Below are 19,767 nucleotides of genomic sequence, written 5' to 3' on the forward strand. Positions count from 1 at the left end.
TGTGCTCTGAGCCACTTGTTCAGGCGTCATCCTGAGGAGCGCGTAGCGCGTCTCGAAGGATGGGCCACGGGCCGTGCACCCTTCGAGGCTCGCTCCGCTCGCACCTCAGGGTGACGGGACAAGGGGTGATGGTGTGGGCGAGAAACTACTTCGCCAATTCCTTCGAGCGCCTCGTTGCCGCGGCAATGGCGCGGATCATGAGCGGCTGCAGGCCGTCATTCGCCATCAACACCTCGAGCGCAGCAGCGGTGGTGCCGCCGGGCGAGGTGACATTCTGCCGCAACGTCGCCGACGGCAGATCCGAGCGGTGCAGCAGCTCGCCGGAGCCGGCGACGGTCGCGCGCGCCAGCGTGGTTGCGAGCTGCTCGGGCAGGCCGGCCGCGACGCCGGCGCGAGCCAGCTCCTCGGCGAGCAGGAAGACATAGGCCGGGCCGGAGCCGGAGACCGCCGTCACCGCGTCCATCAGGTTCTCATCGTCGACCCATTCGACGAGCCCGGTCGCCTTCATCAGCGCATCGGTCATGGCGCGCTGCGCGGCGGTGACGCGCTTTGACGGCACCGCGACCGTGATGCCGCGGCCGATTGCCGCCGGCGTGTTCGGCATCGCGCGCACCACCGCGCCGCCCACCACTTCCTCGAGCGCTGCGATGGTCGTGCCGGCCATGATCGAGACCACGAGCGTCGAGGGGCCGACCAGCGCCTTCAGCGCAGCGCCGGCGTCGCGGAACGATTGCGGCTTCACCGCGACGACCAGCGTGTCGACCGTGCCGAGCTCCGTCGCCTGCGGATTGAGCCGCACGCCCTTCGCGGCGAGTGCCGAGATCTCCGGCGACAGATACGGATCGATCACCGCGACCTGCTTGGGCGCAAGGCCCTGCGCGAGCCAGCCGGTCAGCATGGCGCCGCCCATCTTGCCCGCGCCCGCAAGCGCGATGGTGCCGGAAGTGTTCGTCAATGCGCTGCTGGATGTGCTCACAGGTGGCTCCGCAAACTCTGTGTCGTCCCGGCCTTGAGCCGGGACCCATAACCACAGGCGGTTCTAGTGAAGCGTGACGCCAGCCACAAGCAGTTTGCTCAACCACTGGGGCCGCGGAGTATGGGTCCCTGCTTTCGCAGGGACGACACTGAGTATGCGGATGCCCTTACGCCTCACCCTCGGTATCGAACATCGCGGCGGCCATCGCCTCGGCGGTCGACTTGCCGGCCCACACCACGAACTGGAACGCCGGATAGTAGCGCTCGCAGGCGTGGATCGCGTTGACCACCATGGCTTCGCATTGCGCGGTGGAGGCGGTGAGGCCGCCGGGCAGCACCAGCGCTTGACGATGCATCACCATGCCGGTGTGGGTCCACAGATCGAAATGTCCGACCCACAATTGTTCGTTGATCGCAGCGACCAGCCGCTGCACCTCGGCGCGGCGCGCCTGCGGCATCTTCATGTCGAAGGCGCAGGCGAGATGCAGCGCCTCGATCTCACCCATCCAGGTGAACGAGAGCTGATAGTCGATCCAGTCTCCCTTGGAGACGATCGTCACCTCGTCTTCGCCGGAACGCTCGAACGCCCAGTTGTTGTCGGTGGCGATATCCTCGACCACCGCAAGCGGGTTGTTCCGGGAATCGATAATGCTTTCGAGGAGGGACATGCCGTCTCGGACCTTGTTCTTATGATCGCTTGATACGCACACGGAAGCCGGCACTTGCGACATACTGCGTCGTGGCCGAGTGCAGTTCCTTGACCGGGCTTCCGGATGCCCCTGGACCTGACGCCGATGAAGTGATGTGATTTGCGGAATCCGCGCAACCGCACGCCGAGTCCGTCCACAGCCAAAGCGCGCATCGTCCACAGCTGATCTCCGCCACACTTGTGATTTTGCGAACAAATCGGAATCATCGTGGTCGGTAAACGATTTGTTAACCATTTGCCGGCGCTTCGCCGCACGCGTGAATCAGCCTTTCCGGCGCTCACACCACTCTGCAAGAGCCGCGGCGCGCTCATGGGGACATGCCGTTTCCCCGTGCCAAAGGCCTTGCCCGGCTGTCGCGGTTTGGTCATATTTCGTCTCAGGCACGTCCATCCCGGGCGTGCCGATGTTCTCAGGGCGGGGTGAAAATCCCCACCGGCGGTAAGGGTGATGAGCCCAAGCCCGCGAGCGCCTTCTTCCGCGAAGCCGGGAGAAGGGTCAGCAGATTCGGTGCAATTCCGAAGCCGACGGTTACAGTCCGGATGAAAGAGAACGGTTGCGGCAGCCAACGCGATTTTTCGCGTGGGCTCGTGTCGTTGTCCGTATGCCCTGATTCTGGTCCTGAAAGAGGAAAGCCATGAATCAGATGTTGCAAGACACTGAAGTTCAAGACACTGAAGTCCAAACCTCCCAAGCAGAAAGCGCTCCCGACACGCCGGCAAATCCGCCGGCGCCGGAGCATCCGCACTTCGCAAAGCCACAGCGGGTTGCCTTCGTGCAATCGTCCTGGCATCGCGATGTGGTGGAGGAATGCCGCATCTCCTTCCTGAAGGAGATCGAGGCGCGTCACATCACCAATGTCGACGTGTTCGAGGTGCCGGGCTCGTTCGAGATTCCGCTGCACGCGCAGCTGCTGGCGAAGACGCGCCGCTACACCGCGATCGTCGCGGCCGGGCTCGTTGTCGATGGCGGCATCTACCGCCACGAATTCGTCGCCGACACCGTGATCAAGGCGCTGATGGATGTGCAATTGCGCACCGAGGTGCCGGTGTTCTCGGCCGTGCTGACGCCGCAGCAATTCCACGAGACCGAGGTGCATTACGACTTCTTCCGCAAGCACTTCGTGATCAAGGGAATCGAGGTCGCGGAAGCCTGCGCCAACACGCTGCTCAGCCTGGAACGTTTGCGCGGCCAGGTCGCGGCGGGGATACCTGGCTAACGCGCATGATCCGGACCCGGAGGGCCGCGTTAGCGCAAAGTGTGAAGCGGTTTTCCGAAAAGATCATGCGCAAATAACAAGAGCACCAAGCGCTCAAGCCCTGACGCCAAAGCGATTCCGGCATGCGTGCCGGGATCGCTCTCGCGCGCCGCGCGTTCGGTTATGCTTGCCGGCATAAATCTGAATGCGCGGGAGGCGCCCATGACCGAACAACATTCTTCCGACTGGCTCGGCCTGTCGGGTCGCGTTGCCGTCGTCACTGGCGGAGGCGGCGGCATCGGCCGCGCCACCGCGGTCAGCTTCGCGAGCGCCGGCGCCAAGGTCGCTGCGCTCGATCGCGACGAGCACGGGCTGGCGGAGACCAAGGCCAAGCTTCGCGAATTCGGCGACGGTCATCTCGTCGCAAGCTGCGACACCACCAGCGAGGATAACGTCGCGGCCGCCGCTGACGCCGTCGCGCGCACGCTTGGTTCTTGCGATATCCTCGTCAACACCGCCGCGGTGCTGCGTCCCGGTGGGCTCGATACGCTGCCGCTTGCCGAGTGGAACGCGGTGCTTTCGATCAATCTCACCGGCTACTTCATCTGCGCGCAGGTGTTCGGCCGGCAGATGCGCAAAGCCGGGCGCGGTAGCCTGATCCACATCGCCTCGATCGCCGCCAGCAACGCGCAAGGGCAGAGCGGCGCTTACAGCGTCAGCAAGGCCGGTGTCGTGATGCTCTCGCAGCAGCTCGCCGCCGAATGGGGGCCGCACGGCATCCGCAGCAATGTGGTCAGCCCCGGCCTCGTCGTCACGCCGATGAGCCAGGCGTTCTACGATACGCCCGGGGTTACCGAGCGCCGCACTGCCGTGGTGCCGATGCGCCGGATCGGCGCGCCGCAGGATATGGCTGACGCGACGCTGTTCCTGGCCAGCGACCGCTCGTCCTATGTCAATGGTGAGGAGATCATCGTCGATGGCGGCTACGCGCGGACGCTGATGAGCCATGTGCCGCGGCCGGGATTTTAAGGACGCCGCATCCACACACTCGGTGTCGTCCCGGCCTTGAGCCGGGACCCATAACCACGAATGTTTATTGATTGCGAAAGCTGCGGCCACAGGTTTGCGCCATAACGGCGGCCTGTGGTTATGGGTCCCTGCTTTCGCAGGGACGACGGCTAGTATTGGTTCTAATCGAACAGGCTCGACACCGACTCTTCCGCCGCGGTGCGGCCGATCGCTTCGGCAATCAGGCCGGCGATCGAGATCTGGCGGATGTTCGGCGCCTTGTTGACGGCTTCGGTCGGCAGGATCGAGTCGGTGATGACCAGCTCCTTCAGCCGCGACGAGGCAATGCGTGCGGCGGCGCCGCCGGACAGCACGCCGTGGGTGATGTAGGCCGAGACTTCCTTGGCGCCGTGCGCGATCAGCGCCTCGGCGGCGTTCACCAGCGTGCCGCCGGAGTCGACGATGTCGTCGACCAGGATACAGTTGTAGCCGGCGACGTCGCCGATCACGTTCATCACCTCGGACTCACCGGGGCGTTCGCGGCGCTTGTCGACGATCGCCAGCGGGGTGTTGATGCGCTTGGCGAGGCCGCGCGCACGCGCCACGCCGCCGACGTCGGGCGACACCACCATCACCTTGGCGAGGTCGAACTTTTCCTTGATGTCGCGCACCATCAAGGGCGCCGCGAACAAATTGTCGGTCGGGATGTCGAAGAAGCCCTGGATCTGGCCGGCATGCAGGTCGAGCGTCATGACGCGGTCGACGCCGGCGTGCGAGATCAAATTGGCGACGAGCTTGGCCGAGATCGGGGTGCGCGAGCCGGACCTGCGGTCCTGCCGGGCATAGCCGAAATAGGGCACCACCGCGGTGATGCGGCGCGCCGAGGAGCGGCGCAGCGCGTCGGTGATGATCAAGAGTTCCATCAGATTGTCGTTGGCCGGAAACGACGTCGACTGCAGGATGAACATGTCCGAGCCGCGGACGTTCTCCTGGATCTCGACGAAGATCTCCATGTCGGCGAAGCGCCGGACCACGGCCTTGGTCAATTCGATGCCAAGTCCCTTGGCGATGTCCTGCGCCAGCGCAGGATTGGAGTTGCCGGCGACGAGCTTGATTGATCCGTTTTTTGCCGACATCGATGCTTCCCCCCGCGCCTTGCTGGATACGACGTTCAGCATCTCAAGTCCTTACAGAACCGGCGGGTTTTCGGTGCGCGAGGGAATATCAGGCAGGCGGCTCCGCTGGCAACCCATTAGGTCGCCTTCGCCGCGGTTTTCCTGGGCAAAAAACGCATTTCCCCGGGAGATACCGGGGGTTAGTTGGCGGAATAGCTGAGTGCCACGGTCTCGGGCGCAGCGGCGGCCGGGGCGCTGACCATCGCCGGCCCACGGAGCTCCGGTGCCGGGGCGGGGGCCGGGCCGCCATTGATCATGCTGGAGAGGCCGCTGAGGCCGGCCTGGGCGATCTTGCGCAGCACCAGATCGTCGGCGGCGGCCCAGGCGTCGCGGCCGGCCTTGCCGGCGGGCTCCTCGCCGGAGAGGCGGAGCGCGCGTTGCTGGTTGCTGTCGTAGACGTCCCAGACCCACGCGATCATGGTGCGGCCGCGCACCACCTGCGCCGACAAATAGCTGCGCACGCGGTAGGACGCGCTGCCCTCGCGCGACACGATCGATAGGCTGCGCAGCTTGGATTCGCTGTCGAGCACGCCGACCATGCGGTCGAACACCTGGGGCGGCGGGCCGTCGATCGATTCGAACGCGACGGTTGCGCCGCTGCTCGCCGGGGTGGCCATGGCATAGGAGTCGGCAACATTGCCGCCGGCCGCACAGCCGCCGAGCGCACACGCGATCGCGAGCCAAGTGGCTGCGAGCGCGGCACGCACGGCTGTCCCAGTTTGAAACTGGTGGTTTGACGCTTCCCTCATTGCGTCCTGCGATATCGTTAAAACGGCTTAACGTCTAGGGCAGGACGGCCACAGCCCTTAACCGATCCGGAGGCCGCGCCACGAGGTTTCGGATTTCCCTGTTCAGTCAGAGAGATGGTGCCGCATCGCTGCAGTGATCCAGGCCCACTCGCGGTTCGGGCTCGCGTCCGGCGATTGCCCGCGCATGATGGCGACCAGCTCCCAATAGCGCGCCGCGCGGGCGTCGTGCAGCGCATACTTGCCGCGAATCCAGTTGCGGAAGTCGAGGTCAGGTTCTCGCTTCAGCAATCGTGCCGACGTTTCCAGCCAGTCGCGCGCCAGCGCCTGGCCGGCTTCCGAATCCGGCGCGAGGCCGCGCGCGATGATCTCCTTGGCTCTCGCCAGCACGGCCTCGTTGGCCTGCTGCCAGGCGGTGAGGTCCAGCACGTGATGATTCCAGACGTCCTCGGCGTTGGCGCGCATGTTGGCGACAAGCGTGGGATCGCTGAGCATCTGCGACAGCTCGATCCAGGCATCGCATTGTTCCGGCGTCGGCTCGTCGGGCAATTCGGGGACGCTGGTCTCGATCATCTGCCGGATCCATTTCCGGTCGATGTTGATGCCGTCGGATACTTTCTCGAAAAAGCGTTCGACGACGTTGCGGCGTTCAGTGCGGGACAGCTGCGTCATGGTCAGGAATCTCCTCAAATCTGCTTCGGTGAGTTGCGGTGAACGCAACGCAGCCCGCAGGGCCGAGGCGACGCGGCGCTGCGCCGCGATCTCCGCTTCCAGCGTCTCGAGGCGGAGCTTCAGCGCCTCGACCAGCGAGAGCTCCTTGCTCAGGACCTCACGAATGGCGTCGAGACCGAGCCCCGCATCGCGCAGGCAGCGGATCAGGTCGATGCGAACCAGTTCGTCGTCGGTGAAGACGCGATAGCCGCTCGCGGTGCGGCCGGCCGGCGGCAGCAATCCCTGGTCCGAATAGAAGCGGAGCTTGCGGACACTGATTCCGCTGAGCCGTGCCGCCTCGCCGATGCTGTAGGTGCGTTGTGTCATGCGCCGCTTGTCCGGTCTCCAGCAGGTGGAGAGTCAAGCCGCTTGTCGCACAAATATCGAGAGGATACCCGGCGTCAGCCTTTCAGCGCGATGGCGTGAACGTGCCGGCCGTAATCGGCTTCCTTGCGGTGCACGGAGCGGCGGTAGCTGAAGCAGCGCTCGTCGGAATAGGTGTCGATGCCGAGGTCGTCGATCATCAGCACGCCGGCATTCTCCAGCCGCATCCGGATGAAGCCGGCGAGATCGAACATCGCGTGGCCGTCGCGTTCGCTGGGCATGAAGAACATGCCGTTCTCGGCATCGGCCTCGATGAAGCGCTCGACGAATTCGTTTCCGACCTCGTAGGATTCCTTGCGGATCAACGGGCCGATCGCGGCGACGATGCCACCGCGCTCGGCGCCGAGCTTCTCCATCGAATCGATGGTCGATTCCAGCACGCCGGTCAGCGCGCCCTTCCAGCCGGCATGCGCCGCGCCAATCACCCGCGCAGTGGGATCGACGAACAGGATCGGGCCGCAGTCGGCGGTCGTGACCGAGATCGCAAGGCCTTCGGTGCGCGTGACGAGCGCGTCCGCCTTCGGGCGCGGCGCGCCGTTCCAGGGGCTATCCACGACAGCGACGTCAGGCGAATGAACCTGATGCACGCTGATCAGGTGATCGAGCGGCACGCCGAGTTGCGCTGCCATGCGCCGCCGGTTCTCCGCGACCTTGGCCGGATCGTCGTGCGAGCCGAGCCCGCCGTTGAGCGCGGCATAGATGCCCTCGGAGACGCCGCCCTCGCGCGAGAAAAAGGCGTGGCGCAGGCCTGGAATGGCCGACAGCAGTGGTGATCCCAATGTCATTGTTCGGTCTCGTCAGGCTGATCGCTGAGGCCCGCGATCGAGGTGAGGCGCGGGTCGGAGATGGCCATGACCTTGAACATCGAGCCCATCCCGCCGCGCCCGGAATCGGTCAGCCGCCTCAGCGCGCCGGCGATGTCGGCGGACATTTCGGGGCTCGCCTTCGCCATCAGTCCGGCGGCGCGGGCCTCGACGCCGAGGCGCTTGAGGAAGTCGCCCTGCGTCGCCGGCCCGTGGACCAGCGCGCCGACGTCCTCCGCGGCCCGCGCCAGGGCCTGGAAGTCGACATGCGCGGTCACGTCGGCCTGTCCGGGGTTCTTCAGCGGGTCGGCGAAGCTGTGGCGCGCGATCGCCTGGAAGGTGTCGCCGGCGTCGCTGCGCAGATGGCCGTAATCGATGATCAGCGCGGCGCCGTCCTGGTCGCGCACCCGCGTGGCGAGCTTCATGATCTCGTTGTCGGGCCGCCATTCGAACACGGCGCCTAGCGGCGCGGCGCGCACCAGCGGCGGCAGCAGCACCTCGAAGTGCGGCGTCGGCTCAGGGGCGGGCGCGAAATACAGGTTGCCATTGGCGTCCATCCCGACCGTGCGCTCGTGCCAGCCGGTCTCGCGGCGGACCATCTGGTGGATCGGCAACACGTCGAAATATTCGTTGGCGAGGATGACGGCCGGTCCCTCGGGCACATCGTCGATGCTGTCGTGCCAGGTGACGTTGCGCACGCCGGTCAGCGTCGCCTGCTGCTTCTCGCGCAGCACCGGATTGACCTCGACGAGATGGATGCTGAGCGACTGGTAGAGCGGCGGCAGCACGCGCAGCGCACGCAGCGCGTCGGACATCATGGTGCCGCGGCCGGGCCCGAGCTCGATCAGACGGAGCGTCTCCGGCGAGCCGATCGCGCGCCAGATCGATGCGCTCCACAGCCCGAGCAGTTCGCCGAACATCTGGCTGACCTCGGGCGCGGTGGTGAAATCGCCCTCGCGGCCGAGCGGATCGCGCGACAGGTAATAGCCGTAGCGCGGATGCATCAGGCACAATTCCATGTAGCGCCAGACCGGCATCGGCCCGGACAGCTTGATCAGCTTCCTGATCTCATCCAGCAGCGGGGAGGGTTCGCTCACGGCCTTCCTTGGAATGAACTTGCTTCAGGTTGGAGTTGTCGGTGCCGGCCCGTTGGCCCTGCGGCGAACGGCGGCCGTGATGATGATAGCGCCGACAATAATCATTGGCACCGACAGCAGCATCCCCATGGTTAGTCCGCCCCACAGGAATCCGAGCTGCGGGTCCGGCTCCCTGAAGTGCTCGCCGATGATCCGGGCAATGCCGTAGATCGCAATGAAGCTGCCGAGGATCAAGCCGGGCCGCTTGAGTGCACCCATCCGGATCATGATCGCCAGCGCCGTGAACAGCACGATGCCCTCGAGGCCGGCCTCGTAGAGCTGGCTCGGATGGCGTGGCAGCGGCCCGCCATTGGGGAAGATCATCGCCCAGGGCAGGCTCGGGTCGGCGTGGCGGCCCCACAATTCGCTGTTGATGAAATTGGCGAGCCGGCCGAGGAACAGCCCGATCGGCGCCACCGCGGTGGTGATGTCGCCGAGCGACAGGATCGAAATGTTGTTGCGGCGGGCAAACAGCATCACCGCGGCGACGCAGCCGAGGAAGCCGCCGTGGAACGACATGCCGCCCTTCCACAGTTCGAGGATTTCGGACGGGTGCTCGATGAAGAAAGGCAAATTGTAGAACAGCACATAGCCGGTGCGGCCGCCGACGATGATGCCGATGGTGACCCAGAGGATGAAATCGTCGAGCTGCGGCAGCGTGATCGGCGCTGGCTCGCCCCACAGCCGATCCTTCTTGATCAGCGAGCGGGCGTAGACCCAGCCCAGCACGATGCCGACGATATAGGCCAGCGCATACCAGCGGATCACGATCGGCCCGAGCGCGAGCGCGACGGGGTTGAACACCGGAAAGTCGATCAGCAGGAGCGGCATCGGGATCAGAGCGCTTTCGTGTAGACGGCGTAGGGCACGCCATGAATGGGCGGAGCGTCATGGACCTTGCTGAAGCCCATCTTCAGATACATCGGCAGGGCGATCGTCATGATGGGACTCGTGTGAAGCGCGATGGTCCGGCACCGGTCGCGCCGCGCTCTGGCGAAGCATTCCGACGTCAACGCATGCCCGAGTCCCTTGCCCCTGTCGACCGGGTCGACGACCAGCATGCGAATGATCGGCCATGCCTGATCGAAGAATGCGGCCTTTTTGACGCCGGGCCCGAAATAGCCGACCGCGCCGGCAAGCCGGTGGCCGAGATCGGCGACGATGATCTCGCCGCCGGAACTCAGCTCGGAGGTTCGCGACAGGCCGGCGCGCATCGCCGGCCAATCGTCGAAGGCGTCGCGGAATTGGTCGAAGGCGGCAACCGCGAGCCGGTTCACCTCGTCGGCGTCGGAGCTTCGGTAGTCTCGAATTCGCGCGTCCTCCGCCATCCCAATTCTTCGGGCCTCAGACCAGGTTGCGGCGGTAGAGCGCGAGCAGCCGCTCCCAATGGCGTTCGGCGGCGTCGCGGTCATAGACCGGGCGCTTGGGGAAGGCGAAGCCGTGATGGGTGCCGGGATAGATCTCGACCTCGTTGTTCGAGCCCTTCATGCCCGCCTTCACCTGCTCGATGATCTCCGCCGGCGCGTAGATGTCGGTCTCGGCGCAGGCGAAATAGAGCTCCGCTCTGGTCTTCTGCGCGGCGAGATGCGGGCTGTCCGGCTGGTCGGTTGCCAGATGCGTGCCGTAGATCGAGGCGGCGGCCTTGACCCGATCGCCGAAATGCGTCGCGGCGTTCACCGCATAGCGGCCGCTCATGCAGTAGCCGACCGTGCCGATGATGTTGGTGTTGGCGGCCTTCTGGGTCCCGGCATAGGCGAGCAGGCCCTTGGTGTCTTCCATGACCAGCGGAATGTCGAGCGAGTGCATCAGCTCGAACATGCGCTTGCGCTCGGGTGATTCCGGATCGGGATTGATCGGGCCGAGCTCCATCACGCCGGCGCGGTAATACATGTTCGGCAACATCACATAATAGCCCGACGTGCCGAGCCTGCGCGCCATGTCGCGCAGCTCCTCGCGGATCGCCGGTGCATCCATGTAGAAGATGACGACAGGGAAGGGGCCGCCGCGTTCGGGATGGGTGATGAAGGTGGTGGTCTTGCCGTCCTTGGTCGGGATCTCGACGGTCGCTTCGATCATGGCGTTTCTGCTCGCGTTATGTGTGCGATTTCTGTTGTGAGTTCATACGATTGCAAGGAAACCGGAGCATGACAAGGCAAGCGCTCGGGAGGCCTGCCATTCGCGGCGGACTTGAACCGGATGGCGGGGATCGCCATTGTCTTGAGCGCAAGCCAGTGAACGCGGAGAGTTTTGCGAGATGACCCAGACCAGCAACCGGTTTTTCGATGAGATCGGCCGTCTGATGAACGATGCCGCAGGCGCCGCCCAGGGCGTCAAGCGCGAGGTCGACACGGTCATGCGCAACCAGGCCGAACGGATTCTGCGCGACCTCGACGTGGTCAAGCGCGAGGAGTTCGAGGCGGTCAAGGACATGGCCCGCCTGGCGCGCGAGGAGAACGAGGCGCTGAAACTGAGGATCGCCGCGTTGGAAGCCAAGCTCGGCGGTTCAGCGGGCTGATGTCTTCACCCTCCCCTGGAGGGGGAGGGTCGCCGCGAATGCAATGAGCGGCGGGGTGGGGTGAAAGTCCCTCCGCCCGAACAGTGCCCGTGTTGAGAGATCACCCCACCCCGGCCCGCATTCCGCTTCGCTGCATGCGGTCCGACCCTCCCCCTCCAGGGGAGGGTGAAGCAAGAAAATTTCCTTCATTTCCTTGTCATTTCGGCCCTTTGGGGCTAAAAGCCCGCCACGTCCGCGGCCCCCGCACCCCTGGAGGCTTGCTGTGGACCTGAGCATGGGCCGCGCTGCGGCCTTTAACTTTTTAAATACAAGGACTTAACGCTATGGCGACCGTCAAGGAATTGAAGGCGACCGCGCGTCCGAAGAGCGGCAAGGGGGCCGCCCGGGCAGAGCGTCGCGCCGGGAGAGTTCCCGGAGTGATCTACGGAGACAACCAGCCCCCCGTCACCATCTCGGTCGACGATCGTGAACTGCGCCAGCGCATCCTGGCGGGCCGGTTCCTGACCACGCTGTTCGATATCGATCTCGAGGGCAAGAAGCATCGCGTGATTCCGCGCGACTACCACCTCGATCCGGTGAAGGACTTCCCGCTCCATGTCGACTTCATGCGGCTCGGCGAAGGCGCCACCATCCGCGTCAGCGTGCCGCTGCACATCGTGAACGGCGAAACCTCGCCCGGCGTCAAGCGCGGCGGCACCGTGAACATTGTCACCCACACGCTTGAGCTCGAGTGCGCGGTCGACAACATCCCGCAATACATTGAAGCCGACGTCGGCAGCCTCGAGATCAGCTATTCGCTGCATCTCTCCGATGTGAAGCTGCCGAAGGGGGTGAAGTCGCTGACCCGCGAGGACGCGACCCTGGTTACCATCGTGCCGCCGTCCGGCTACGCCGAAGAGCAGAAGGCCGCGGCTGCGGCGGCTGCTGGTGGCGCTGCGGCTCCGGCCGCGGGTGCTGCGGCTCCGGCTGCTGCCGCTCCGGCTGCGGGTGCTGCGGCTCCGGCCGCGGGTGCCAAGGCTCCCGCCGGCGGTGGCGACAAGAAGAAGTAATCGATCAGGTCGGCGCGCGATCCCCTGATGGCGCGCCGACGTGGGATGCCGCGCCATGCGCCTTTTTGTCGGTCTCGGTAATCCCGGCGCGAAATACGCCAGCAACCGGCACAATATCGGTTTTCTGGCGGTCGACGAGATTGCACGGCGTCATGGTTTCGCACCATGGCGCCGTCGCTTTCAGGGCGAGACCTCCGAAGGCGTCGTCGATCGTGAGAAGGTCGTGCTGCTGAAGCCGAGCACTTTCATGAACGAGTCCGGACGCGCGGTGCAGGAAGCGGCGAACTTCTTCAAGCTCGCGCCCGCCGACATCACCGTGTTCCAGGACGAGCTCGAACTGCCGCCCGCCAAAGTGCGGGTCAAGATCGGCGGCGGGATCGCCGGCCATAACGGGCTGCGCTCGATCTCCGCGCATATCGGCAACGAATATCGGCGGGTGCGGCTCGGGATCGGTCATCCCGGCGTCAAGGAGCTCGTGCACAGCCACGTGCTGTCGGACTTCGCCAAGAGCGACCGGGCGTGGGTGGAGGCCTTGTGCCAGGCCGTCGCCGACAATGCCGGCCTGCTGGCAGCGGGGCACGACGCCTCGTTTGCGAACAAGGTGCATCTGACGATGCAGGCCAAGGGATTTTTCGACAAGGGTGAGAACGGCGGCGAGCCGGCCTGATCCCCTTGTGCCCGGCGCGAGGCCGGACATGACGAAGATGGATAGAGGAAGACATGGGATTCAAATGCGGGATCGTCGGGCTGCCTAACGTCGGCAAGTCGACGCTGTTCAATGCGCTGACCGAGACGGCGGCCGCCCAGGCGGCGAACTATCCGTTCTGCACCATCGAGCCGAATGTCGGCGAGGTGGCGGTGCCCGATCCGCGGCTGGAGAAGCTCGCAGCGGTCGCGAAATCCGGGCAGATCATCCCGACCCGGCTGACCTTCGTCGATATCGCGGGCCTCGTCCGCGGCGCCTCGCAGGGTGAAGGCCTCGGCAACCAGTTCCTCGCCAACATCCGCGAGGTCGACGCCATCGCCCATGTGGTGCGCTGCTTCGAGGATTCCGACATCACCCATGTCGAAGGCAAGATCGCGCCGCTCGCCGACATCGAGACCATCGAGACCGAGCTGATGCTGTCGGATCTCGACAGCCTCGAGAAGCGCGTCGACAATCTCACCAAGAAGGCCAAGGGCAACGACAAGGAAGCCAAGGAGCAGCTCGAGCTGGTCAACCGCGCGCTGGCGTTGCTGCGCGACGGCAAGCCGGCCCGCGGCATGGAGCGCAAGCCGGAGGAGGAGCGTGCGTTCCGCATGCTCGGGCTCCTGACCTCCAAGCCCGTGCTCTATGTCTGCAACGTCGAGGAAGGCTCGGCCAAGGACGGCAACAATTTCTCCAAGGCGGTGTTCGAGCGCGCCAAGGAGGAGGGCGCGGTCGCGGTCGTGATTTCCGCCAAGATCGAATCCGAGATCGCGACGCTGTCGCGCGAGGAGCGTACCGACTTCCTGGAGACGCTGGGTCTGGAAGAAGCCGGGCTCGATCGGTTGATCCGCGCCGGCTACCGCCTGCTCGACCTCATCACCTATTTCACCGTCGGACCGAAGGAAGCGCGCGCCTGGACCATCGACCGCGGCACCAAGGCGCCCGCCGCCGCCGGCGTGATCCATACCGATTTCGAGAAGGGCTTCATCCGCGCCGAGACCATCGCGTATGACGACTATGTCGCCGGCAATGGCGAAGCCGGCGCGCGCGATGCCGGCAAGCTGCGGCTTGAAGGCAAGGAGTATGTCGTCGCCGACGGCGACGTGATGCATTTCAGGTTCAATACCTGATTGCAATGTTCAGCGGCGCTTGAAGCGCTGCTCTATCCCCACGTCGTCCCGGCGAAGGCCGGGACCCATAACCACAGCTCTCTGTGACTAGAGCCGCTGTGGCCCCAGCTTTTCCTTAAGGCAGGCAACGGTGGCTATGGGTCCCGGCCTTCGCCGGGACGACGCTGAATGTGAGGTGCCGCTTTCGGCTCTCCCCCACGTCCTGTGGTTATGGGTCCCTGCTTCGCAGGGACGACGCTGAATATGCGGATAGGGCGCAGCTAAAAAGCGTTCTAGCGATCCGCGCGGCCGATCACATCCATCAGCTCGGCGATCTTGCGCCGCTGGTCGGCCTTGTCGCCCGACGAGATCGCATGCTCCACGCAATGTGCCACGTGATCGCGCAGGACCTCTTCCTCGACGCGGCGCAGCGCCGCGCGCGCGGCTGCGATCTGCGTCACCAGGTCGATGCAATAGCGATCCTCCTCGACCATGCCGGCGAGGCCGCGGATCTGGCCCTCGATTCGTTTGAGCCGTTTTAAACAGGATGTCTTGATCTCTTCGCGCATAGGGTTCATATACCCCCCTAGGGTATGTAAATCAAGAGGCCGGGATCCCGGCCGGGAAGAGTTTCGTGGCACAGGCAAAGCACGACCATTCGCACGCGGATCATCACCATCACGGCGCGGCCGCGCATTCCTGCTGCGGCGGCAAGCACGAGCACGGCGCCGCGCCGGCCGAGGCTGCGTTCGCGACCGACCCGGTCTGCGGCATGAAGGTCAATCCGGCGACTGCCAAGCACCGCTTCAGCTACAAGGGCGAGGAATATTTGTTCTGCAGCGGCCGCTGCCGCGAGCGCTTCGAGGCCGAGCCGGAGAAGTACCTCAAGCCGCGCGAGGCGGAGCCGCCGGCGCCGGCCGGCACGATCTACACCTGCCCGATGCATCCCGAGGTGCGTCAGGTCGGTCCTGGCAGCTGCCCGATCTGCGGCATGGCGCTGGAGCCCGAGCAGGTCTCGCTCGACGACGGGCCTGATCCTGAACTGATCGACATGACGCGGCGGTTCTGGATCGGTTTCGCGCTGACCTTGCCGGTGTTCGTGCTCGAGATGGGCAGCCATCTCGGACTGATGCATCTGGTGCCGCAGTCCACCTCGAACTGGATCTCGTTCGTGCTAGCCACGCCGGTCGTGCTGTGGGCCGGCGCGCCGTTCTTCGTGCGCGGCTGGCAGTCGCTGGGGCTTGATCCCGAAAAGTGGCTTCCCGGTTTTCGGACCGGATCAAGCCCTAATCAAAAGCGCACGCGCAATCTCAACATGTTCACGCTGATCGCGATCGGCACCGGCGTCGCTTATGCCTACAGCGTGGTTGCCACGCTGGCGCCGCAGCTGTTCCCGCCTGCATTGCGCGACATGCATGGCGCGGTCGCGGTGTATTTCGAGGCGGCGGCGGTGATCACGGTGCTGGTGCTGCTCGGCCAGGTGCTGGAGCTGCGCGCCCGGGCGCAGACCTCGGGCGCGATCCGCGCATTGCTCGGCCTTGCGCCCAAGACCGCGCGGCGCATCACCGAGCATGGCGACGAGGACATCGACATCGACGCGATCAAGGTCGGCGATCGGCTACGCGTGCGTCCCGGCGAGAAGGTGCCGGTCGACGGCGTCGTCATCGAGGGCAGCGCCGTCATCGACGAATCCATGGTGACCGGTGAATCGATGCCGGTCACGAAGGCCGAGGGCGCGAGCGTGATCGGCGGCACCGTCAACCAGAGCGGCGGCCTCGTGATGCGGGCCGAGAAGGTCGGCCGCGACACCATGCTGTCGCGGATCGTCGACATGGTGGCGAAGGCGCAGCGCTCGCGTGCGCCGATCCAGCGGCTCGCCGATCGCGTCGCCGGCTGGTTCGTGCCGGCGGTGATTGCCGCCGCCGTGCTCGCCTTTATCGCCTGGTCGGTGTTCGGCCCCGAGCCGCGCCTGACCTTTGCGCTGGTTGCCGCCGTCACGGTGCTGATCATCGCCTGCCCCTGTGCGCTCGGATTGGCAACGCCGATGTCGATCATGGTCGGGGTCGGCCGCGGCGCGCATTCCGGCATCCTGATCCGCGACGCGCAGGCGCTGGAGCGGATGGAAGCGATCGACACGCTGGTGCTCGACAAGACCGGCACCCTCACCGAAGGCAAGCCGAAGGTCGTGCGCGTCATTGCCGCCGCTGGCGTCGACGAGAGCGATCTGCTGCGCCTGGCCGCCAGCGTCGAGCAGGGCAGCGAGCATCCGCTGGCGCAGGCGATCATCGGATCTGCCAGGGAACGCAAGCTCGCACCCGCCGCCGTCAGCGATTTTGCATCGCCTTCCGGCAAGGGCGCGACCGGCACGGTCGAGGGCAAGCAGGTCGCGCTCGGCAACGCCGCGCTGATGGCCGAACTGAAGATCGCGACGGCAACGCTGGATCAGGCTGCCGAGGCCGCGCGCCGCGGCGGCGCGACGGCGATCTATGTCGCCGTCGATGGCAGCATTGCCGGCGTGATCGCGATCGCCGATCCGGTCAAGCCGTCGGCGGCCAGCGCGCTGCAGGCGCTGCGCGCCGAAGGCCTGCGCATCGTGATGCTGACCGGCGACAATGAGACCACCGCGCGCGCGGTTGCGAAGACGCTTGGCATCGACGAGGTCGAGGCCGGCGTGCTGCCGGAGCGCAAGAGCGAGGTCGTGCAGCGGCTGCGCGGCGAGGGCCGCACCGTCGCGATGGCCGGCGACGGCGTCAACGACGCGCCGGCACTTGCCGCGGCCGATGTCGGCATCGCGATGGGCGGCGGCACGGATGTGGCGATCGAAAGCGCAGGGATCACGCTGCTCACCGGGGATCTGATGGGCCTCGTCCGCGCGCGGCGACTGTCGGTCGCGACCATGCGCAACATCCGCCAGAACCTGGCGTTCGCCTTCGTCTACAACGCCGCCGGCGTGCCGATCGCGGCCGGCGTGCTGTATCCGCTGTTCGGCATCCTGCTGTCGCCGATGGTCGGCGCGGCTGCGATGGCGCTGTCCTCGGTCAGCGTGATCGGCAACGCGCTGCGGCTGTCGCGGGTGAAGCTGGACTAAGCCAACGAGACCGGTAGCCCGGATGAAGCGCAGCGTAATCCGGGGCCGGTCTCACCACGTGACGATGGCCCCGGATTTCGCTTCGCTGCATCCGGGCTACGGGAGTTAGGCGGGTTGCGGCAGCAGCAACTGCGCGCGGCGCTCCATCTCGGCATCGAGCCAGGTTGCAAGATCTTCGCTCACCTCGACCATCGGCAGCCGCACCTCGGGGCTATCGATCAGCCCCTGGCGCCACAGCCAGTGCTTGGCCGGCGCGGGGCTGGGTTCCGCGAACAAGAGCCTGGTCAGGCCGACGACGCTCTGCCAGGCGGCCAGTGCCGCGTCGCGCTTGCCCTGCCGCAGCAGGGTGCGGATCGCAGCGAAGGTGTCGGTTTCCAGATGCGCCGACAGCAGGATCGCGCCGTCGGCACCGTCCGAGAGCGCGTCGAATGTCTGCGCATCCTCGCCGGTCAGCACGCGGAAGCCGGCCGGCCGCCGGCTGAGGAAGTCGATCGACTGCGCGCGGTCGGCGCAGCAATCCTTCATGCCGGCGATGTTCGGATGCTCCGCGAGCGCCAGCAGCGTCTCGTTGGTGAGGTTCACCGCCGTGCGATAGGGAATGTTGTAGAGCACGATCGGCCACGACGCGTGATCGGCCAGCGTGTTGAAATGCTGCACGAGCCCGCGTTGCGAGGGCCTGATGTAGTAGGGACTCGCGATCAGATAACCGTTGATCGGCCAGTCGGCCGTGTCGTCCAGCGTTTCCTTCATCCTGGCCGTCGAAGCGCCTGACAGCCCGAGGCAGACCGGCAAATGGCGGGAGTTGGCACTAAGCTCGTCGAGCACGACGCTGACGAGCCACTCCAGCTCATCGGTGCTGAGCGCCATGCCTTCACCGGAGGTCGCGCCGAGAATGAAGCCGTCGACGGGGCCGCCGGCATAGTGTCGCACGAGGCGGCGCAGCGAGGTGACGTCGAGTTCGCCGTCGCGGAACGGCGTGATCAAAGGCAGCCAGAGGCCCTGCAATTGCTGGTGTAGCTCAGTCATGTTCCATCTCCTAAGGGGACAAAGCCGGAGACGGGACCAACAAAAAACCCCGTCCAGGCGGCGGGGTTTCGGGATCGTTGAATGCGAAGCTGATCTTATCGCGCGCGATCTCGTGTCCCCGGGAGGGGAGCTTTTTTCGACGAGAGAGCGGCGCACGAAGTCGTGATCATCCGGCAATGATGCTGCGCTGCGAGGTTGTTGTCAATGCACATGCTGACCGTGACGTGCAGCACGTTTGAGCATGACGTCGAGGTGAAGGGACGGAACGATGAAAAAAAGCCGGGCTCAGCAGAGCCCGGCTTAAGGTATTGGCCACGTGAGGCCGACACAATCACCTTCCAAGAGGGATTACTGAACTTCCGCGCCACTGGAGGAGGGGGACATATGCGCGACGCGACCGCTCAGCGTGGCAACACTATGATCCCCATCGACGCCATGCAGCAACTATCCAGGTCGCATGTCAGTCATGCGGAGACCGGGGGCAGCGTGAATATCCCTATAAACCGGCCCTATAAGGCCGGCTTAATCAGGACGGCCAGCGCTGCGCCTTGCTGACCACGAAATCGCGGAACACCTGCACCCGGGCCACCGTCTTCAGCTCTTCCGGATAGACGAAGTAGGTGTCGAGCGCGATCGAGTCGGACTCGCCGAACAGCTGCACGAGGTTGTTCTGTTCGACCAGATAGTCCGGCAGCGCGGCGATGCCGAGGCCCTGCTGGCAGGCGCGCACGAGGCCGAGGATGTTGTTGACCTTGAAGTAGGGTTCGCGCGGACCGGAGCCGTTGCGGCCGGCATCGATCAGCCAGCTGCGGTTCTGCAGATGCGGCGGCACCTGCGAGTCGCCGAGCATGATGATGCGATGCGAGTCGAGATCGTCAAGCGTCCGCGGCGTGCCGAAGCGCTTGATGTATTCCGGCGAGCAATAGGCATGGAAGCCGATCGAGAACAGCTTGCGCTGGATCAGGTCGGGCTGGGTCGGCTTGCGGGTGCGGATCGCAACGTCCGCCTCGCGCATCGACAGATCGAGATCCTCGTCGGTGACGATCAGCGAGATCCGGATGTCCGGATAGAGCGCGGTGAATTCGTCGAGCCGCGGGATCAGCCAGTTGATGCCGAGCGCCGGCGGCGTCGTGATCTTGAGGTCGCCGCTCGGCCGCTCGCGGCTGTCGGTGAGTTTGGCGCGCGCCGCCTGCAGCTGCATGAACACGTCATGCGCGGTGCGGAACAAGAGGTCGCCCTGTTCGGTGAGGATCAGGCCGCGCGCATGGCGGTGAAACAGCGAGACCGAGAGCTCCTGCTCCAGCGCGCTGACCTGGCGGGAGACCGCCGATTGCGACAGGCCAAGCTGCTCGCCGGCATGCGTGAAGCTGCCAGCCTCCGCCGCCGCGTGAAAGACCTTCAGCTTGTCCCAATCCATATCCGTAAATCCGTCGCGAGATCGTGCCATGA

General features: G+C 65.4%; 20 protein-coding genes and 1 riboswitch. Of the genes, 7 read left to right on the top strand and 13 right to left on the bottom strand.

Annotated elements, in window-relative coordinates; genetic code table 11:
* Positions 1–145: 145 nt before the first annotated feature.
* Positions 146–976, bottom strand: a complete 831-nt coding sequence (gene proC, locus FBZ93_RS16100; RefSeq protein WP_146986886.1) for a pyrroline-5-carboxylate reductase — start codon at positions 974–976, stop codon at positions 146–148.
* Between the two features lie 166 nt (positions 977–1,142).
* Entirely contained in the window at positions 1,143–1,643 is a 501-nt protein-coding gene (locus FBZ93_RS16105) for a YbjN domain-containing protein (protein WP_016844492.1), read from the bottom strand.
* 443 nt (positions 1,644–2,086) lie between these two features.
* Positions 2,087–2,240: riboswitch (FMN riboswitch) on the top strand.
* Positions 2,241–2,319: 79 nt separating this feature from the next.
* Here FBZ93_RS16105 and FBZ93_RS16110 point away from each other — a divergent pair.
* Together FBZ93_RS16110 and FBZ93_RS16115 are read left to right on the top strand one after the other, a co-directional pair.
* On the top strand, positions 2,320–2,901 hold the full coding sequence (locus tag FBZ93_RS16110) for a 6,7-dimethyl-8-ribityllumazine synthase (RefSeq protein WP_146986887.1): 582 nt from the start codon (positions 2,320–2,322) through the stop codon (positions 2,899–2,901).
* Positions 2,902–3,102: 201 nt separating this feature from the next.
* A complete protein-coding gene (locus FBZ93_RS16115; protein WP_146986888.1) occupies positions 3,103–3,909 on the top strand; it encodes an SDR family NAD(P)-dependent oxidoreductase in 807 nt (268 codons plus the stop codon).
* A 161-nt stretch (positions 3,910–4,070) separates the two neighbouring features.
* On the opposite strand, the gene FBZ93_RS16120 is transcribed toward FBZ93_RS16115, so the two are convergent.
* The 8 genes from FBZ93_RS16120 to FBZ93_RS16155 all read right to left on the bottom strand — a co-directional run bounded on the left by FBZ93_RS16120 (position 4,071) and on the right by FBZ93_RS16155 (position 10,919).
* The gene (locus FBZ93_RS16120; RefSeq protein ID WP_028344316.1) at positions 4,071–5,024 is read right to left on the bottom strand and encodes a ribose-phosphate pyrophosphokinase; all 954 of its coding nucleotides are present in this window, start codon (positions 5,022–5,024) and stop codon (positions 4,071–4,073) included.
* Between the two features lie 179 nt (positions 5,025–5,203).
* Positions 5,204–5,812 carry a hypothetical protein gene (locus FBZ93_RS16125; protein ID WP_146986889.1) on the bottom strand — a complete coding sequence of 203 codons (609 nt, stop codon included), beginning with the start codon at positions 5,810–5,812 and terminating at the stop codon, positions 5,204–5,206.
* Between the two features lie 102 nt (positions 5,813–5,914).
* A complete protein-coding gene (locus FBZ93_RS16130) occupies positions 5,915–6,847 on the bottom strand; it encodes a MerR family transcriptional regulator (RefSeq protein ID WP_146986890.1) in 933 nt (310 codons plus the stop codon).
* Between the two features lie 74 nt (positions 6,848–6,921).
* On the bottom strand, positions 6,922–7,689 hold the full coding sequence (gene pgeF, locus FBZ93_RS16135; RefSeq protein WP_146986891.1) for a peptidoglycan editing factor PgeF: 768 nt from the start codon (positions 7,687–7,689) through the stop codon (positions 6,922–6,924).
* A complete protein-coding gene (locus tag FBZ93_RS16140) occupies positions 7,686–8,744 on the bottom strand; it encodes a class I SAM-dependent methyltransferase (protein WP_146987058.1) in 1,059 nt (352 codons plus the stop codon). The genes pgeF and FBZ93_RS16140 overlap by 4 nt, the downstream gene beginning before the upstream one ends.
* An 84-nt stretch (positions 8,745–8,828) precedes the next feature.
* The gene (gene lgt / locus FBZ93_RS16145; protein ID WP_146986892.1) at positions 8,829–9,674 is read right to left on the bottom strand and encodes a prolipoprotein diacylglyceryl transferase; all 846 of its coding nucleotides are present in this window, start codon (positions 9,672–9,674) and stop codon (positions 8,829–8,831) included.
* Between the two features lie 5 nt (positions 9,675–9,679).
* On the bottom strand, positions 9,680–10,171 hold the full coding sequence (locus tag FBZ93_RS16150) for a GNAT family N-acetyltransferase (protein ID WP_146986893.1): 492 nt from the start codon (positions 10,169–10,171) through the stop codon (positions 9,680–9,682).
* Positions 10,172–10,187: 16 nt separating this feature from the next.
* On the bottom strand, positions 10,188–10,919 hold the full coding sequence (locus FBZ93_RS16155; protein ID WP_146986894.1) for a dienelactone hydrolase family protein: 732 nt from the start codon (positions 10,917–10,919) through the stop codon (positions 10,188–10,190).
* A 178-nt stretch (positions 10,920–11,097) separates the two neighbouring features.
* On the opposite strand from FBZ93_RS16155, the gene FBZ93_RS16160 reads away from it, so the two are divergent.
* The 4 genes from FBZ93_RS16160 (at position 11,098) to ychF (ending at position 14,225) form a co-directional block, all read left to right on the top strand.
* Positions 11,098–11,358, top strand: a complete 261-nt coding sequence (locus FBZ93_RS16160; RefSeq protein ID WP_146986895.1) for an accessory factor UbiK family protein — start codon at positions 11,098–11,100, stop codon at positions 11,356–11,358.
* Positions 11,359–11,681: 323 nt separating this feature from the next.
* Positions 11,682–12,407: a 50S ribosomal protein L25/general stress protein Ctc gene (locus FBZ93_RS16165; protein ID WP_050424926.1), complete on the top strand. Its 726-nt coding sequence runs from the start codon at positions 11,682–11,684 to the stop codon at positions 12,405–12,407.
* Between the two features lie 55 nt (positions 12,408–12,462).
* Positions 12,463–13,074, top strand: a complete 612-nt coding sequence (gene pth / locus FBZ93_RS16170) for an aminoacyl-tRNA hydrolase (RefSeq protein WP_146986896.1) — start codon at positions 12,463–12,465, stop codon at positions 13,072–13,074.
* Between the two features lie 53 nt (positions 13,075–13,127).
* The gene (gene ychF / locus FBZ93_RS16175; RefSeq protein ID WP_074128000.1) at positions 13,128–14,225 is read left to right on the top strand and encodes a redox-regulated ATPase YchF; all 1,098 of its coding nucleotides are present in this window, start codon (positions 13,128–13,130) and stop codon (positions 14,223–14,225) included.
* Positions 14,226–14,497: 272 nt separating this feature from the next.
* Here the strand turns inward: ychF and FBZ93_RS16180 are convergent, their stop codons facing one another.
* Positions 14,498–14,773 carry a metal-sensitive transcriptional regulator gene (locus FBZ93_RS16180; RefSeq protein WP_050424929.1) on the bottom strand — a complete coding sequence of 92 codons (276 nt, stop codon included), beginning with the start codon at positions 14,771–14,773 and terminating at the stop codon, positions 14,498–14,500.
* 65 nt (positions 14,774–14,838) lie between these two features.
* Here FBZ93_RS16180 and FBZ93_RS16185 point away from each other — a divergent pair, with 65 nt between their 5' ends.
* Positions 14,839–17,292, top strand: coding sequence for a heavy metal translocating P-type ATPase (locus FBZ93_RS16185; protein ID WP_146986897.1), 2,454 nt, complete (start codon positions 14,839–14,841; stop codon positions 17,290–17,292).
* A 105-nt stretch (positions 17,293–17,397) separates the two neighbouring features.
* Here FBZ93_RS16185 and FBZ93_RS16190 read toward each other — a convergent pair whose 3' ends face one another.
* Together FBZ93_RS16190 and FBZ93_RS16195 are read right to left on the bottom strand one after the other, a co-directional pair.
* Positions 17,398–18,318 carry a 4-hydroxy-tetrahydrodipicolinate synthase family protein gene (locus tag FBZ93_RS16190; protein ID WP_146986898.1) on the bottom strand — a complete coding sequence of 307 codons (921 nt, stop codon included), beginning with the start codon at positions 18,316–18,318 and terminating at the stop codon, positions 17,398–17,400.
* A 526-nt stretch (positions 18,319–18,844) separates the two neighbouring features.
* Positions 18,845–19,765, bottom strand: coding sequence for a LysR family transcriptional regulator (locus FBZ93_RS16195; protein ID WP_028344089.1), 921 nt, complete (start codon positions 19,763–19,765; stop codon positions 18,845–18,847).
* Positions 19,766–19,767: the final 2 nt, after the last annotated feature.

The organism is Bradyrhizobium macuxiense (assembly GCF_007993935.1).
Taxonomy (GTDB): domain Bacteria; phylum Pseudomonadota; class Alphaproteobacteria; order Rhizobiales; family Xanthobacteraceae; genus Bradyrhizobium; species Bradyrhizobium macuxiense_A.

Excerpts from the sequence above, each read along its gene's own strand:
- FBZ93_RS16155 (WP_146986894.1), bottom strand. The coding sequence starts at position 10,919 with ATGATCGAAGCGACCGTCGAGATCCCGACCAAGGACGGCAAGACCACC.
- FBZ93_RS16115 (WP_146986888.1), top strand. The coding sequence starts at position 3,103 with ATGACCGAACAACATTCTTCCGACTGGCTCGGCCTGTCGGGTCGCGTT.
- FBZ93_RS16190 (WP_146986898.1), bottom strand. The coding sequence starts at position 18,318 with ATGACTGAGCTACACCAGCAATTGCAGGGCCTCTGGCTGCCTTTGATC.
- FBZ93_RS16160 (WP_146986895.1), top strand. The coding sequence starts at position 11,098 with ATGACCCAGACCAGCAACCGGTTTTTCGATGAGATCGGCCGTCTGATG.
- FBZ93_RS16180 (WP_050424929.1), bottom strand. The coding sequence starts at position 14,773 with ATGCGCGAAGAGATCAAGACATCCTGTTTAAAACGGCTCAAACGAATC.
- FBZ93_RS16140 (WP_146987058.1), bottom strand. The coding sequence starts at position 8,744 with ATGCCGGTCTGGCGCTACATGGAATTGTGCCTGATGCATCCGCGCTAC.
- FBZ93_RS16110 (WP_146986887.1), top strand. The coding sequence starts at position 2,320 with ATGAATCAGATGTTGCAAGACACTGAAGTTCAAGACACTGAAGTCCAA.
- pgeF (WP_146986891.1), bottom strand. The coding sequence starts at position 7,689 with ATGACATTGGGATCACCACTGCTGTCGGCCATTCCAGGCCTGCGCCAC.
- FBZ93_RS16165 (WP_050424926.1), top strand. The coding sequence starts at position 11,682 with ATGGCGACCGTCAAGGAATTGAAGGCGACCGCGCGTCCGAAGAGCGGC.
- FBZ93_RS16150 (WP_146986893.1), bottom strand. The coding sequence starts at position 10,171 with ATGGCGGAGGACGCGCGAATTCGAGACTACCGAAGCTCCGACGCCGAC.
- lgt (WP_146986892.1), bottom strand. The coding sequence starts at position 9,674 with ATGCCGCTCCTGCTGATCGACTTTCCGGTGTTCAACCCCGTCGCGCTC.
- FBZ93_RS16125 (WP_146986889.1), bottom strand. The coding sequence starts at position 5,812 with ATGAGGGAAGCGTCAAACCACCAGTTTCAAACTGGGACAGCCGTGCGT.
- FBZ93_RS16130 (WP_146986890.1), bottom strand. The coding sequence starts at position 6,847 with ATGACACAACGCACCTACAGCATCGGCGAGGCGGCACGGCTCAGCGGA.
- pth (WP_146986896.1), top strand. The coding sequence starts at position 12,463 with ATGCGCCTTTTTGTCGGTCTCGGTAATCCCGGCGCGAAATACGCCAGC.
- FBZ93_RS16120 (WP_028344316.1), bottom strand. The coding sequence starts at position 5,024 with ATGTCGGCAAAAAACGGATCAATCAAGCTCGTCGCCGGCAACTCCAAT.
- ychF (WP_074128000.1), top strand. The coding sequence starts at position 13,128 with ATGGGATTCAAATGCGGGATCGTCGGGCTGCCTAACGTCGGCAAGTCG.
- FBZ93_RS16195 (WP_028344089.1), bottom strand. The coding sequence starts at position 19,765 with ATGGCACGATCTCGCGACGGATTTACGGATATGGATTGGGACAAGCTG.
- FBZ93_RS16105 (WP_016844492.1), bottom strand. The coding sequence starts at position 1,643 with ATGTCCCTCCTCGAAAGCATTATCGATTCCCGGAACAACCCGCTTGCG.